We start from the raw sequence: 14,646 nt of genomic DNA on the forward strand, positions 1-14,646 counted from the left end.
TTACAGGCTGTTGACCCACACCGGCGAGGTGTAGGCACGGTCTTGAATGGCGGTCGGCGCTTCGTCAGGCAGCGTGGTGCCGAACACCTTGGCGTCGTAAACGGTCCAGCGCGGGGTCGGGATTTCCAGCACGCGCACGTAATAGAAGGCCTTCTCGCCGGCCTTGAATGCCGGGTCCTGCCAGTAGGTTTCCAGTTCCGGCGCGCCGATGCTGTTGCTGTAGCTGGCGTTTTTCACGTCGACCGTGTTGCCCACCGGCGGCAGCTTGCCGTCCTTGCCGGGCTGGCGTGCGCCTGACCAGGCCACGTCATAGACTTTTTCCTGGGTCTGGCCCTGACTATCCAGCCAGCCCTTGATCACCTGGATGCGATCCAGGTTGGCGCCGTCCGCCGAGCGTGAGGCCTTGATCAACAGGCTTGGGGCCTGGCTTTGCGCATTCACCTGCAGGTCACCGCCCATCGGCACACCCTTGGCGTAACCGTTGGCTACCCAGTCGGCGCGGGTCAGGTCGGCTGCGGTGAAATCCGTCCCGGCAAATACGCGCACTTCCAGGCGGGTGCCGGTGGTGGCGTACACCTCCTTGCGCGCCAGTGCGTCCCAGATCGCTTCGCGGGTATTTTCGCGCGCCCAGACCGCCGCCAGACCGGAGGCCGAGGCTTTCCACATGGCCTGCTGGATGACCGCTGGCGCATTGGGCATACGCCCGGTGATCAACTCGTTGAAACGTTCGGGCCTGGGGCTGGGCTCAACCGGGGTGACCTTGCCGAAGAAGTTGTTTTCCTCCGACGTGGCCAGCGAGGTGTGCGAATCGGTGGAGCCGATCATGCCGAACTTGAACGGGTTGGCACCCAGTTTGGCCTCGTAAGCCAGGCCGCGTTCGAGGGCGGCACGGGCATATTCGCGCGGGTACATCTCCGGCGTGGTCGGCACCGGGCCGGCCAGCGCGGCTTTATCGAGCAGCTCGAAGTTGGCGAACTCGTCATTCGGCGACAGCAACGGGTGGGTCTCGCCAGTGCCTTTCATCTGCGTGACTTCGACCACCGGCTCCCAGCGCGCGCGGCGTTCGGCATAGGCCTTGTCGAGCGGCTTCTGCGTGGTCAGGGTGACGTCGTCGAACATCAGCCCGTTGGACAGGTTGCCGTTGTGCGGAATCGCCAGCACCTTGCCGCCGCTCTTGGCTTCATAGTCGGCCATCCACTGCCAGAGCTGTTCCGGATCAGGGGAGTCGTAGGTGGAGAACGGCGTGATGCTGCCGGCCTTGCTCTTGTCGTCGCGGAAGATCACGTTGCGGTGCAGGTTGCGGCCGCCCGGCGCGGAGGTCCACTCGAAGCCGATCAGTGCGGTGAAGCGCCCCGGCTGGTTGTACTGGTCGGCCAGGGTGGTCAGCTGGTCCCAGGCATCTTTCTCCAGGCCCAGGCCGGCAGTTGGATCAGTGCCGGCCATGCGCTGGCTGCGCCAGTAGGCAAAGGCTTCGGCAAACTGTTTGGCCTTGACGAATTCGATCATTTTCTGTCCGAAGGCATTACCCAGCAGCTTGGCATTGCCTTGCGCCAGCTGCACCGGAAAGCCCAGATTCTCGGCATGATCGGCGACCACCAGAAAATCCAGCGGCCGTGCCAGCTTGGCCTTCACCCCGGTGCTCGAGGTGACCTCCTCGCCCATGGCAAAGCGGTAGGCTGCGGCCGGCCCGAGACGATTGCCGAGCATGCCGGCATCGGTCGAATAAGCCGTGTGCAGGTGGGTGTCGCCGAACAGCACCCGGTTCGGCAAGGCCTGGCCGACGTTGGGCGAATATTCGCTGGCCGCCTGGCTCATCCAGGACAGCGACGACAGGGTGATGGCGACGGAAAGCCGTGTGATTGTTGTTTTCATGTAGTCCTTTCCCGCCCGGTTATTGGATTTGAATCTTCACCCGCTCCAGCCCGCCAGCAAAAGCGAACGGCGGCTGGTACAGGTGGCTGACCGGCGTGCCGGTGTTGCGCCCGATCAGCAGGCCATAGCCGGTAACGGCGCTGTACTGCCGGGCAACCTTGATGCCCTTGAGCTCGCCGACCTGCTGGCCATCGATCGACAGCGTCACGTCGCCGGTGAAGAAGTCCGGCTTGAGCGACTTGCCGGTCGGGGTGAAGCTGACACTCACCTCATGCTGGCCCGCTGGTACGGCCTTGGCGGACGACACCAGGTATTCCTCGATCTTCAGGTAGTTGTGCGCGTAGTGCAGCTTGCCGCCCTGAATGAACAGCGACCAGCCGCCAAACTCGCCACCGGAACAGGCCAGCACACCCTCGGCGCCTTGCGCGGGGATGTCGACCTGCGCGCTGATAGTGTGCGCGCGGCCATTCAGTTGCGGTGCGGCCAGCGGGTGCAGGATCGAGGTGCCGGGATAGAACACGTATTCGCGCTTGGCAATCGCCGTCACCGGACGTGTGGGATCGGCGGCGCGCTCATAGCGGCGGTCATCCAGCGGCAGCACGTTGTATTTCTCGGCCTCGGCCTGCCACAGCTGTTGCAGCGCGGCGAGTTTTTCCGGGTGCTGGCTGGCCAGATCGTTGGACTGGTTGAAATCGATATCGGTGTTGTACAGCTCCCATTTATCGGCTTCCCACGGGGTGTCCTTCTGGTGCCAGGCCACCGCACTCCAGCCATCGGACCAGATCGCCCGGCTGCCGAGCATTTCGTAGTACTGCACGTGCTTCTTGGTAGGTGTGTTTGGCTCCGTCAGGGTGTACGCCATGTTCACCCCTTGCAGCGGCATCTGCGCCACGCCGTTGATCAAGGTGGGCATGGGTACTTTCGCGGCTTCGAGCAGCATCGGCATCACGTCGACCAGATGGTGGTACTGGCTGCGAATCGCGCCGGCATCCTTGATCTTCGCCGGCCAGGAAATGATCAGCGGGTCGGTGTTGCCACCGCTGTGGGTGTCCTGCTTCCAGCGCTTGAACGGGCTATTGCCGGCGGCCGCCCAGCCCATCGGGTAATGCGGATCGGTCGCAGCGCTGCCGGCCTGATCGAGCTTGCCTAGCATCTCCGGCACGCTCTCGGGGGTGAAGTTGCGGAAGCGGTCGGTATTCATCGCGCCGTTCTGCAAACCTTCTTGCGAGGCGCCATTGTCGGAAACCAGCAGGATCAGCGTGTTGTCGCGCAACTGCATGGCATCGAGAGCAGCGAACAGGCGGCCGAGGTTGTGGTCGGCGTGATCGAGGAAACCGGCATACACCTCCTGCAGGCGGCTATAGACCTTGCGCTGCTCGGGAGTAAGGGAATCCCACGCGGCAACGCCGGGGTTGCGTGGTGGCAGCACGGCATTGGCCGGGATGATGCCCAGGGCTTTCTGCCGGGCGAAGGTTTCTTCGCGCAACTTGTCCCAGCCCTGATCGAACTTGCCACGGTATTTGTCGATGTATTCACGCGGCGCATGCAGCGGTGCGTGCGCCGCGCCCAGTGCGACATAGGCGAAGAACGGCTTGCCGGTATTGCTCTGCTGCTGGTCGCGGATGTAGCTGATGGTGCGGTCGACCAAGTCTTCGCTCAGGTGATAGCCGGGGCGCACGGGCGTCTCGATGAAGCTGTTGTCCTGCACCAGCAAGGGTGCCCACTGGTCGGTTTCGCCGCCGAGGAAGCCGTAGTATTTCTCGAAGCCCATGCCCAATGGCCAGCGATCAAACGGGCCGGACGCGGTGTACGCGGTATAGGGCGCCAGATGCCACTTGCCGGTAGCAAAAGTGTTGTAGCCATTCTGCTTGAGGATTTCGGCGATGGTGCCGGCACTCTTGGGAATGCTGCCGTAATTGCCGGGGAACCCGGTCGCGGCTTCGGTGATGGCAGCCATGCCCACCGCATGATGATTGCGCCCGGTGAGCAGCGCCGCGCGCGACGGCGAACACAGCGCGGTGGTGTGGAAGTTGTTGTAGCGCAGGCCCTGGGCAGCGAGGCGGTCGATATTGGGCGTGTCGATCGGCCCGCCATAGGCACCGAGCTGGCCAAAACCGACATCGTCCAGCACCACCACCAGGATGTTCGCTGCGCCCTCGGGAGCCTTGAGCGGCAGGGCCGGGTTGAAGTCGGGCGTGGATTCCTTGTAGTTGTTGCCGATCTTGCCGGCGAACGCCGGCGCCGCCGGTGGCAACACCTCGCGCGAGATGCTGGTTTGGGCATGACCGGTCAGCGTGAAAAACGCGGCCAGCAAGGCAATGCACAGTTGTTTCATATCAGTCTCCGGGTAACCGTGTTCGCAGCAGCCACGTCAATTAGCGCGGCGGCTGCCAGTGGTAAGTGGTCATGGCGATCAGCGTGGCGCTATCCACACCGGCGAGGTGTAGGCACGCTCCTGCAGCACCAGCTGTGCATCGGCCGGCAGCGGCAGGCCGAACTGCTTGCGGTCATAGGCCAGCCAACTGGGCGTTGGAATCTCCAGCACGCGCACGTAATAGAAGGCGCGCTGCTGCGGGTCGAAATCCGGATCGCGCCAGGCGGCCTGCAGCATCGGTGCGCCAATACTGTTGCGGTAACTGGCTTGCTCGACATTCACGGTATTGCCCACCGCCGGCAGCTTGCCGTTGGCGTCCGGCTTGCGCTCGCCGGACCAGGCCACATCGTAGACCTGCTCCTGTTGCGCGCCGTTGCTATCCAGCCAGCCCTTGATCACCTGGATACGATCCAGATTGGCCCCGTCCGGCTCACGCAGGGCCTGGATCAGCAGCATCGGCGCGGGTTTGCCGGCATCGGCCTGCAGCTGGCCACCCATCGGCACGCCTTTGGCGTAGCCATTGGCGGCGAAGTCGGAGCGGTTGAGATCATCGGCACTGAAATCCTGCCCGGCAAACACCCGCACGGTCAGACGGGTGCCGGTACTGGCATAGACTTCCTTGCGCGCCATGGCATCCCACAGGGCTTCGCGGGTGTTTTCATGGGCCCAGATACCCGCCAGACCACCGGCCATGGCCTTGTAGTGCTGCATGGTGATTTCGCCCTGGTTGCCTGGCCGGCGATCCTGAATCACCGGATCGGTATAGCGGCGCTCGCCGGCACCGGGTTCGACGCCGGTGAACTTGCCGAAGAAATTATCCTCCTCGGCGCTGGCCAAACCGGTATGGCTGTCGGTGGCACCGATCATGCCGAACTGGAACGGGTTGGCCCCGAGTTTTTCTTCATAGGCCAGACCACGCTTGAGCGCGGAGCGCGCGTACTCTCTGGGCAGCATGTCCGCGGTCTTGGCCGAGAAGCCAAAGTCGCCCTTGTCCCAGGTATAGAAATCGGCAAACTCGTCCGTCGCTGACAGCGCCGGATGCGTCTCGCCATCACCCTTGATCTGCGTGACTTCGTAGAGCGGCTCCCAGCGCATGCGCCGCTCGGCATACGCCTTGTCCAGCGGACGCTTGTCGGTCAGGGTGACGTCATCGAACATCAGGCCCTGAGAAATATTGCCGTTGTGCGGAATCGCCAGCACCTTGCCACCGGTTTTCTGCTCGTAGGTTTCCAGATAGTCCCAGAGTCTTTCCGGGTCATTGGTGTCGAAGGTCGACAGTGGCAGGACTTGCAACGCCTTGTCCTTGCCATCGCGAAAAATCACGTTGCGGTGCAGGTTGGCGGCGCCCACCGTCGAGGTCCATTCAAAGCCGTGGAAGGCGGTGAAGCGCCCGGGCTGGTTATGCTGATCGACCTGCTCGACGATGTCCTCCCAGGCGATGCGCACCAGCTTGGGGTTGGGCATCGGATCCTTGCCCTTGGCCATGCCCTCCATGCCCCACTTGGCATAGGCCTGCCAGCCCTTCCCCGCCTTGACCAGATCATGCACGGCCTTGCCCCACGGCTCTTTCAAAAGCTCCGGATTGGATTCGCGGATCAGCACCGGCAAGCCGAGGTTCTCCGCATGGTCGGCGACCACCAGAAAGTCCAGCGGCTGCCTGAGCCGGGCGCGCATGCCCAGCGAGGAGGTGACCGTCTCGCCCTTGGCAAAGCGCAGCGCGTCGTCCGGCGACAGGTTGTTGCCAATCATGCCGGCATCGGTGGAATACATGGTGTGCAGGTGCGTGTCGCCCCAGTACACATGGTCGGCCAGCGGCTGCTTGAGGGTTGGCGAGAAATCCGCGGCAACAGCAATCGCTGGCAGCGCGCAGGCAATGGACAGACCGAGGAATGTGCGTTTCATGTGCTGACCTTTCTTGGAATTATTTGATCACGTCGTTATTCAGGCACCCGGGTCAAGGTAACCGTTGTCGCGTGCGCCACGTATGGAGAACCAGCGCGCCAGTCGACGTGAGAAGCGCACGGCATAGATGCCCAACTTGGCCTTGGGACCGGTGTAACAATAGGCGATACCCTGCTGTGTGGCCTTGACCACAGCGCTGGCCACTTCGCTCGGGTGACAGCCGTGCGTGCGGTAGTAATCCGCCTGCATCTGCAACTGGCGCTCGGTGATATTGGCCCCGGCATTGCGTCCGCCCAGCAGCGGCGTGTTGATGACGCCCGGACAAACCACGGTGACGCCGACATTGCTGCCGGTCAATTCCATCGCCAGCGCTTCGGAGAGGCCGACCACGGCGTGCTTGCTCATGGCATAGGCCGAGATATTCGGTGCGGGCAGAAAGCCCCCTAACGAGGCGATGTTGACGATGCGCCGTGCGCCGCTGGCGGCACGCATGGCTGGCAGGAAGGCGCGCGTCATCTCCACAACGCCCAGCACATTGATCTGGAACATGCGTTGCCAGATGGCCGCATCGGTCTCCATGAAGCCGCCCAGATAGAAGATCCCGGCATTGTTGACCAGCACATCCAGCGCGCCCCACTCCTGGCTCACCGCTGCGGCGCAGGCACTGATCGAGGCGCTATCACCGACGTTGCACAGCAGCGCCAGACAGGGCACACCCAGCGCACTGATCTCGGCCCTGGCAATTTCCAGCGCCGCCGCGTTGATATCCGTCAGCACAATGCGCGCGCCCTGACGGGCATAGGCCTTGGCGCATTCCAGACCGATGCCGGAGGCCGCACCGGTGACCAGGACAGTTTTTCCGTTGAGTGTGGCAAGTGCGTTGGACATTGCTGGATCCTGTAAAAAGTCAGATTGGCGTAGGGTGGCCTGAAGCCCACCCTACGCCCTACCCGCCGGCCGCAACCGGCACACCCTACTTGAGCTGCACCGGCAGCTGATGGGCCGGGATCAGGCTGCTGTGGTCATTCACGTCCGGCTGGATGCAGAAGAAGGCTGGCAGGCCGTCTTCATGGGCATAGGCCGGCAGATTGGAGTTGCTGGTACAGACCTTGCCGTCCTTGGTGAACTCGAAGTCGCGGAACCAGATGACCCGGTTGGGCATTGCGTACATGACGAACTTCTTCTGGCTCGGGATGTAACGCGCGATACGGTCCTGCTGGTTGGTGGCGATCCACACATCACCCCTGGCATCGACATTCAATGCGTAAGGGATTTCGTATTCGTTCTGCGCCAGCAGCGGCAGGTCGATGGTCTCGAACTGCTTGGTGGCGGGGTCGAACTTCATCAGCTTGCCTTCGTCGAACGACGGGATCCAGAGCATGCCGTCCTTGTCGAAACGCAGGCGGCGCGGGCCTTTGTGCGGCACGTCGTACTCGGTGACTTCCAGCGTCTTGGGATCGACATGGCCGATCTTGTTCGACAGCAGCTTGCTGTACCAGATACCGCCATCGACCGGGTTGACGTCGATACCGTAAGGCCAGTTGAAGATGCCGATGCCACCGTTCAGCCATTTGTGGTGGGACAGCGCCAGGTGCACGTTTTGCTGCGGGAACCAGGCGGCGACCTTGAGGATAACGCCCATGAAGGTGTCGGTCAGCCAGCGCATCACGCCGTTGCTGGGCAGGGCGATGTCAGTGAACTGCTCGGTCTTGATATCGAACTTGACCAGACGGTTGGAGGACATCGCGGTGAACCAGATGTTGCCTTCCTTGTCGGCGCGGATGGTGTGCGGGTACAGCCCCTTGCGCCAGAGGAACCCACGCGGAATCTCGTAGACTTTCCACTCCTTGGTGGCGGGACGGAACATGATCAGGCTGCTCGACAAGGCGCCGGTGATGAACATGCGGCCATCGGCGGTTTCGACCGCGCTGTGCGGGCCCTGATTGCCGGTGAAAATACCGATGGGCAGTTGCAGGCCGGCGAAATCGCCGCCGACCGGGTTGCCGTTCGCCGGCATCTGGCTCTGTTCGATCTTGCCCGTCTCGCGGTCCAGGATGTACATGATGTCCTGGGCTTCATCGATGCCGTAGAGCTTTTCATCGGAGCCGACGATGGTGTCGTGCAGGAACGACATCGGCGTGGCGGCATGCCATTCCTCGATGCGCGCCTTGGCCAGCTCCGGCGCGTAATCCTGGGTCTGGATCGCGTTCACCGGCTTGCCATCGTAGGTCTCGTCCATCATCCGGGCGATACGCTTGTGCTCGCCGTGGGTGATGTAGGCGCCGTAGCCTTCCATACGCCAGACCGTGGAATTCCACTGTTCCGGGGTGTGATTCATGCGCGTCAGGGCATTGCCCTGCTGGTGGCAGTAATTGCACTGGTTGATGAACGCCGCCTTGGTCTGGTCATCGGGGAATTTCAGCGTTGCGGCATGCGCCGAAGCCGGAAAGCTGGCAGACAACTCATCCAGCGAAGCGATTTTCTCCACCGCAAAATCGACGCTGCTGCTGGTATCCGCGGCGAGTTCGAGGTCCTGCTTCACATCCTTGAAATAGGGTGTGCGGGCGCGCAGCACGAGCTTGCCGGTAAAACCGGTGTTTAGCGTGTAGTGGCCCTGGTCGTCGGTGTAGACGGTCTCTTTACGGTTCTTCTCGGCATTCCACAGGGTCACCAGGGCGCCGGCTACCGGCTTGTCGCCTGCCGTCACCGTACCGCTGATGGTTCCGGCCAGGGCCGGCAGGCTGCTGCCGAGCACCAGACCGCTGAGCGCCATGGGCAACACGAAGGATCGATTCATGGCTGCTTCCTCAACCGAAGTAGTAAAAAATGACATGCCCGGTCGCCACGACGGCGACCGAGACGAGGATGTTCAACACAACATGCTTGCCGAGTTTTCTGATTATTTGCATGGCAATGGGTCTCCTGGACATGGGGCACTCATGGCTGCCGTTGCTGCGTAAAGGCAACCTGCTGCGGTGGCAACGGCACTGCCGTCGACAGTACTCACTGGACGGGCACCGGCTGGATGGCCCTGCTTTGCGGGTCGATCAGGATCTTCGCGTGCTTCTCCGGATCGCCCAGTGCGCTGAAGGCGTTTTCCACCCCCTCCAGGCCGACCACCCCGGTGATCAGCGGGGCACAATCGAGCTTGCCCTCGGCGATCATGTGCAGGCAGTCGCGGAATTCCAGCGGCGTGTAGCCGAGGACGAAACGCAGGTCGATTTCCTTGTTGATCGCCATCGCCGGCTCAATCCGGTCCGCAGCCATGCACACCCCGACCACCACGATGCGCGCGTACAGCGGCGCGCCATTGATGATGTGCTGCAGGATGTTCGGCGCACCGACGCACTCGAAGATCACCGGGCGCTTGGGTTCGGCGAAACCAAGGGTTTCCGCCACGCGCCAGGTGTGCCACCAGGGGAAAGGCAGCTTGCCGAGCTTTTCCCGGGTGCTTACGCCCAGTTCGAAGTTGGCCGACAGGTCGCCGATAAAACCGTAGTCGTCCCAGTTCTTGAATGGCGTGTCGGTGCTGCCGTCGATGACGATGTCGGCGCCGCACTGCTTGGCCAGCGCGCGGCGGCCGGCCGAAAAGTCGCTGGCGATCACCGTCCTGACGCCTTGCGCCTTGAGCACGCTGATGATCGACAGGCCCACCGGCCCGCAACCGATGACGATGGCCACGCCATCCTTGGGCACTTCGCCGCGGCGCACCGCGTGATAACCCACGGCCATCGGCTCGGTCAGTGCCGCCAGGTCCGAGGACAGGCCGTTCGGTACCGGCAGCATCAGGGACTCCTCGACCACCACCTGCTCGGCATAGGCGCCGGCACTGCGCGCGGTGAAGCCGAGCATGTCGACCGCCTGGCCCTGGCGGCGAATCGGCAGGGCCACCACGCGGGTGCCGGGCTTGATAGCCTTCGTGCAGCCCAGGCCATGCTCGACGACTTCGCCGCAGAACTCATGGCCAAGGATCACCTCTTCGCTACTGCGCATGAACTGCGGGTAGCCGGTCTTGGCCATCAGGTCGGCCCAGTGATCGCAATGCGTGCGCGCATGCAGGTCGGAGCCGCAGATGCCGCAGCGCAGCACATTGAGCAGGACATGACCTTTGCCGGGTTGCGGGTTGGCTTTATCGACAACGCGAAGCGTCTTGTCCTTGCAGATGACGGCTTTCATGCGAGCTCCGGGAAAACAAATGAATTTGGGGTTCGCTATAAGAACTGAATGCCAGCAGCCTGTAATGTGAAAACGCGCCATACATTTGACATTTTCCGCCAGATCGGTGCACTGTTCAGCAACCCGCTTGGGGCGCCGGATCCAGCCCGGCGCCTGCGCAACATCAACCAGCCGGAACGCCTTGCCATGACCGATTTTGCCCGCGCCAGTGCGCTCCACGGTTTTGCCGACTACGCGGCAAGCCAGCACCTCGATGCCCAGGAGATGCTCGCCCTGGCGGGGCTGCCGATAGATATCCTGGAGCAGTCGGAAAGCCTGATTTCCTACCGCAAGCTGGTCAGGCTGCTGAACCTCTGCGTGGCACGCACCGGCAACCCACTGTTTGGCTTGCAGTTCGGCCTGCACCAGGGGATCGGCATTCTGGGCCCCCTGCTCTACCTGATTCGCAATGCAAAGACCGTTGGCGAAGCCCTGCACGAGCTGTCGGCTTTCTATCACCTGCACTCGGGTGCCAATGACGTGGCGCTGGAGACGGACGGACGCTATGCCCAGCTGAGTTTTACCGTGCTCGACGACAGCATCGAGGATGCCCGCCAGGGGGTGGAGCTGGCGGTCGGGGTGGGCTGGCAATTGATGCACATGCTGCTGGGCAAAAGCTGGGTGGCCGAGGCCTTGCTGCTGCAGGGAACGCCCTCGGGTGATCCGGCTGCCTACAAGCGCCTGCTCGGACACACGCCGCAATTCAATGCGTCCAGCAATGCCTGGCTGTTCAATGCGCGCTTACTGGAAATGCCGCTGAGTTCGGCCGATGAAGCCCTGCACCGGCTGATCAAGCAGCACCTCGAAGCCCTGGACGACATGTCCACCCAGGAGCTGCCCGATCATGTGCAAAGGCTGCTGCGCAGCCTGCTGCCCAATGGCCGGGTCAGCATCGAGCAGATTGCCGACCTGATGATGCTCAGCAGTCGCTCCCTGCAGCGTTACCTCGCCGATGAGGGAACCTCCTTCCAGCAGTTGCTGGACAAGACCCGGCAAGGCATGGCCAAGCGCTACCTGACCGACTCGTCGATCAGCATGACGCAGCTGGCCAGCATGCTCGGCTACTCGGATCTGAGCGCCTTTTCCCGGGCATTCCAGCGTTGGTTCGGGCTGTCCCCGAAAAACTGGCAGACCCGCTGCCTGCCGAAAAAGCCCAGGAAGTTGCACCTGCGCCACTAACCGCCTGCCGCGCTATTGCCCGCCGAGCATGCGCAGTGCGCCCATATCCTGCTTCTCAGCCAGGCCGCCGTCGTCTTCCTCGGTGAGCATCTTGCCCTGGAACTTCATGAAGCGCAGTTGCGAGACCAGCCACTTGGAGGGTGCCTGCTGATTGCCGTAGGCGTCGAGAATGGCCATCAGCTCCTCCACCACCGCCGGGTTGTCCCTGGCCACATTGGTCTTTTCCGAGAGGTCCGCCTGCAGGTCATACAACTCGGTCTTCTGCGGCCAGGTGGCGGTGTGCAGCAGCTTCCATTTGCCTTTGCGCACGCTGCCGCGGAAGGCTTCGACATTGATCAGGATGTCGCTGTGCGGGCTGGCCGCCTTGCTGGTCAGTACCGGCCAGATGTCCTTGCCATCCAGCGGCTTGCCACCGTCCAGCGTACCGCCGGCCTGAGCAATCAGCGTCGGGAACCAGTCGACCATGTGCAGCGGCTCGTCGATGACCTGCCCGGCCGGAATATGCCCGGGCCAGCTGATGATCGTCGGTGTGCGCACCCCGCCCTCGTACAGCGTGCTCTTGCCGTCGCGCAGCGGTGCGTTGATGGCCGGCATCTTCAACCCGGCCGCACTGCCACCGGTGCCCGAGGCGATTTCCGCTGACAGCGGGCCGCCGTTGTCGCTGGTGAATACCACGATGGTGTTCTCCAGCATGCCTTTCTGCTTCAGGGCGGCCAGCACGCGGGCGATCGAGTCATCCATGGCGGTGACCATGCCGGCGTAAGTGCGCCGGGTCGGATCCTGGATGTCCGGGTAGCGGTCCTCGTACGCCTTGGGCGCCTGATACGGTGCGTGCGGCGCGAGGAACGGCATATACATGAACAGCGGCTTCTTGCCGTCATCGGCGGCAATCACCCGGACCATTTCATCGGCCAGCTGGGTGGTGTGGTAGCCGGTTTCCTTGAGGAACTCGCCGTTGCGCTGCCAGTCGACAAAGCCGGCCTTTTCCTTGGTGAAGTAATCCACTTCGCCGAGGATGCTGCCGTAGAAATGGTCGAAGCCGCGGTTCTGCGGCCAGTAGGCTTTCTTGTAGTGGCCCAGGTGCCACTTGCCGGTCATCACCGTCTTGTAGCCGGCTTCCTTGAGTGCTGCCGGCAACGTGCGTTCCTGCAGCGGCAGGCCATAGGCGTGCGCGGGGAATACCACGAACGTCTGCAGGCCGTAGCGCATCGGGTAGCGTCCGGTCATCAGTGCCGCACGCGCCGGCGTGCACACCTGCTGGCCGTAGAACGACTGCAGCCGCGCACCGCTGGCGGCCAGTTGATCCAGCGTCGGCGTCTGGATGTCGCTGCCGTTGAAGCCGACATCGGCATGGCCAAGGTCATCGGCGAGGATGAACAGGATGTTCGGCTGCGAGCGGGTTTCGGCAGCGCTTGCGCTGGCTGTCGCACCAAGGCCACAGAGCAGGAACAGCAGAATCAGCAGCGGGTTGGGTCGACGGTACATGGGCTACTCCTGGAGGCACTGGGTTGAACATTCTGTTGAGCCGTCAGCTTTTGCAGGCCTCATTTGCCTGCAGCACGCTGCGCAGCCGCGGCCGCATTGATCTGCTGCATGGTGCCCCAGACCATCTTGCTCACGTCGCCGGACATGTTGACCTGGCGTGGCGGGAACGCCTTGAAGCTTTCCAGGTGCTGCTGCAGCAGGCCCATGACCGGCAGGTAGACCCAGCCCTTGGCCTCGATCCAGGCGCGGTTGACGTCGCCGTCCTGCCGCTCGAACGGGTCCATCAGCAGGTTGGTGATCAGCGGCCGGCCATAGGATTGCAGCTGGTCATCCCACTTGCCGCCGCGCTTGGAGGCCAGCGAGACCTTCCAGGGGCCCATGCGCACGGCGGTCAGGTTGGCCTCGTCGTAATAGAAGACATGGTTGCGCGCCGATTTCGGGCTCTTGCCGGTGAGGAAGTCGGTCTGGTCGAAACCATCCAGGTGCACCTTGTAGTCCATGGCGCCGTACTTCTGCCCTTTCAGCAGCTTGGCCACGGTATCCGGCTCGCCGGCCAGGGTGGCCAGGGTCGGGAACCAGTCTTCCATCGCCACGATGTCGGCCGAGACCTGACCCGGTTGAATGTGCCCGGGCCAGCGGATCAATGCCGGCACGCGCACCCCGCCTTCCCAGGTAGTGCCCTTGTCGCCGCGGAAGGGCGTGGTGCCGCCTTCCGGCCACATGTACTGATAGGCGCCGTTGTCGGTGGTGTAGAGGACGATGGTGTTGTCGGCAATGCCGAGATCATCGAGCTGCTTGAGCAATGCGCCGACATGCCCGTCATGTTCGGCCAGCCCGGCGCCGTAGTTGTCGGATGCCGAGGCGCGCGAGGTGCCTTTCACGCCATCCTTGAGATGGGTGAACACGTGCATGCGGGTCGCGTTGTGCCAGACGAAGAACGGTTTTTCCGCCTTGACCTGACGGTCGATGAAGTCCTTGGCGTGGGCCAGCACTTCGTCATCGAAGTTTTCCATGCGCTTGGCGGTCAGCGGGCCAACGTCCTTGGTCTCGCCATCCGCCGTGCCGGCAATCACCCCGCGCGGCAGGAAGGCCGTGCTCTTGCCCATGATCCGCGCACGATCGGCATCTTCCGGTTCTTCCTGGGCATTGAGGTGGTACAGGTTGCCCCAGAACTCGTCGAAACCGCGGCGGTGCGGCAGGTTCTCTTCCAGGTCACCCAGGTGGTTCTTGCCAAACTGGGCGGTGGCATAACCCTTGGTTTTGAGCACTTCGGCCAGGGTCAGGTCTTCCTTCTTCAGCCCGGTCGTCGAGCCTGGCAGGCCCACCAGGGTCATGCCGGTGCGCACCGGCAACTGCCCGGTGATGAACGCGGCGCGGCCGGCGGTGCAACTGGGGTGGCCGTAGAAGGAGGTCAGGCGCATGCCCTCGCGGCCGATGCGGTCGATGTTCGGTGTGGGCACGCCCATGATGTCGCCACCGAAGGAGGAGATGTTCATATAGCCGATGTCGTCGCCAAAGATCACCAGGATATTCGGCTGCGCCGGAGCAGGTACCGCCCAGGCAGACGGACCCGGTAGCGTGCAGGCGAGCAACAGGCAGAGCAGGCGGGTAAGCATTTT

Annotated in this window: 10 protein-coding genes; 2 read left to right on the plus strand and 8 right to left on the minus strand. The window is 62.9% G+C overall.

All coding sequences use genetic code 11. The features are described from left to right. The 5 genes from ISX93_RS03285 to ISX93_RS03305 form a co-directional block, all read right to left on the minus strand. Nucleotides 1-1,872, minus strand: coding sequence for a DUF3604 domain-containing protein (locus tag ISX93_RS03285; RefSeq protein ID WP_195777284.1), 1,872 nt, complete (start codon nucleotides 1,870-1,872; stop codon nucleotides 1-3). Nucleotides 1,873-1,891: 19 nt separating this feature from the next. Continuing rightward, complete coding sequence (locus ISX93_RS03290; protein WP_195777285.1) at nucleotides 1,892-4,207, minus strand: arylsulfatase; 2,316 nt, start codon at nucleotides 4,205-4,207, stop codon at nucleotides 1,892-1,894. 78 nt (nucleotides 4,208-4,285) lie between these two features. Beyond that, nucleotides 4,286-6,148, minus strand: a complete 1,863-nt coding sequence (locus tag ISX93_RS03295; protein ID WP_195777286.1) for a DUF3604 domain-containing protein — start codon at nucleotides 6,146-6,148, stop codon at nucleotides 4,286-4,288. Nucleotides 6,149-6,187: 39 nt separating this feature from the next. Continuing rightward, nucleotides 6,188-7,036, minus strand: coding sequence for an SDR family NAD(P)-dependent oxidoreductase (locus ISX93_RS03300; RefSeq protein ID WP_195777287.1), 849 nt, complete (start codon nucleotides 7,034-7,036; stop codon nucleotides 6,188-6,190). 85 nt (nucleotides 7,037-7,121) lie between these two features. Continuing rightward, the gene (locus ISX93_RS03305; protein WP_195777288.1) at nucleotides 7,122-8,945 is read right to left on the minus strand and encodes a carboxypeptidase regulatory-like domain-containing protein; all 1,824 of its coding nucleotides are present in this window, start codon (nucleotides 8,943-8,945) and stop codon (nucleotides 7,122-7,124) included. Here ISX93_RS03305 and ISX93_RS03310 point away from each other — a divergent pair. Continuing rightward, the gene (locus ISX93_RS03310; RefSeq protein WP_195777289.1) at nucleotides 8,944-9,108 is read left to right on the plus strand and encodes a hypothetical protein; all 165 of its coding nucleotides are present in this window, start codon (nucleotides 8,944-8,946) and stop codon (nucleotides 9,106-9,108) included. The genes ISX93_RS03305 and ISX93_RS03310 overlap by 2 nt on opposite strands. Nucleotides 9,109-9,151: 43 nt before the next feature. Here the strand turns inward: ISX93_RS03310 and ISX93_RS03315 are convergent, their stop codons facing one another. Further along, nucleotides 9,152-10,324: a zinc-binding dehydrogenase gene (locus tag ISX93_RS03315; protein ID WP_195777290.1), complete on the minus strand. Its 1,173-nt coding sequence runs from the start codon at nucleotides 10,322-10,324 to the stop codon at nucleotides 9,152-9,154. Nucleotides 10,325-10,390: 66 nt separating this feature from the next. On the opposite strand from ISX93_RS03315, the gene qhpR reads away from it, so the two are divergent. After that, on the plus strand, nucleotides 10,391-11,542 hold the full coding sequence (gene qhpR / locus ISX93_RS03320; RefSeq protein ID WP_308705285.1) for an AraC-like transcriptional regulator QhpR: 1,152 nt from the start codon (nucleotides 10,391-10,393) through the stop codon (nucleotides 11,540-11,542). Nucleotides 11,543-11,554: 12 nt separating this feature from the next. On the opposite strand, the gene ISX93_RS03325 is transcribed toward qhpR, so the two are convergent. Together ISX93_RS03325 and ISX93_RS03330 are read right to left on the minus strand one after the other, a co-directional pair. Then, entirely contained in the window at nucleotides 11,555-13,027 is a 1,473-nt protein-coding gene (locus tag ISX93_RS03325) for an arylsulfatase B (protein ID WP_195777291.1), read from the minus strand. Between the two features lie 59 nt (nucleotides 13,028-13,086). Next, nucleotides 13,087-14,643: an arylsulfatase gene (locus ISX93_RS03330; protein ID WP_195777292.1), complete on the minus strand. Its 1,557-nt coding sequence runs from the start codon at nucleotides 14,641-14,643 to the stop codon at nucleotides 13,087-13,089. Nucleotides 14,644-14,646 lie beyond the last annotated feature (3 nt).

The sequence above is a fragment of the Pseudomonas sp. N040 genome (assembly GCF_015637705.1).
Taxonomy (GTDB): Bacteria; Pseudomonadota; Gammaproteobacteria; order Pseudomonadales; family Pseudomonadaceae; genus Aquipseudomonas.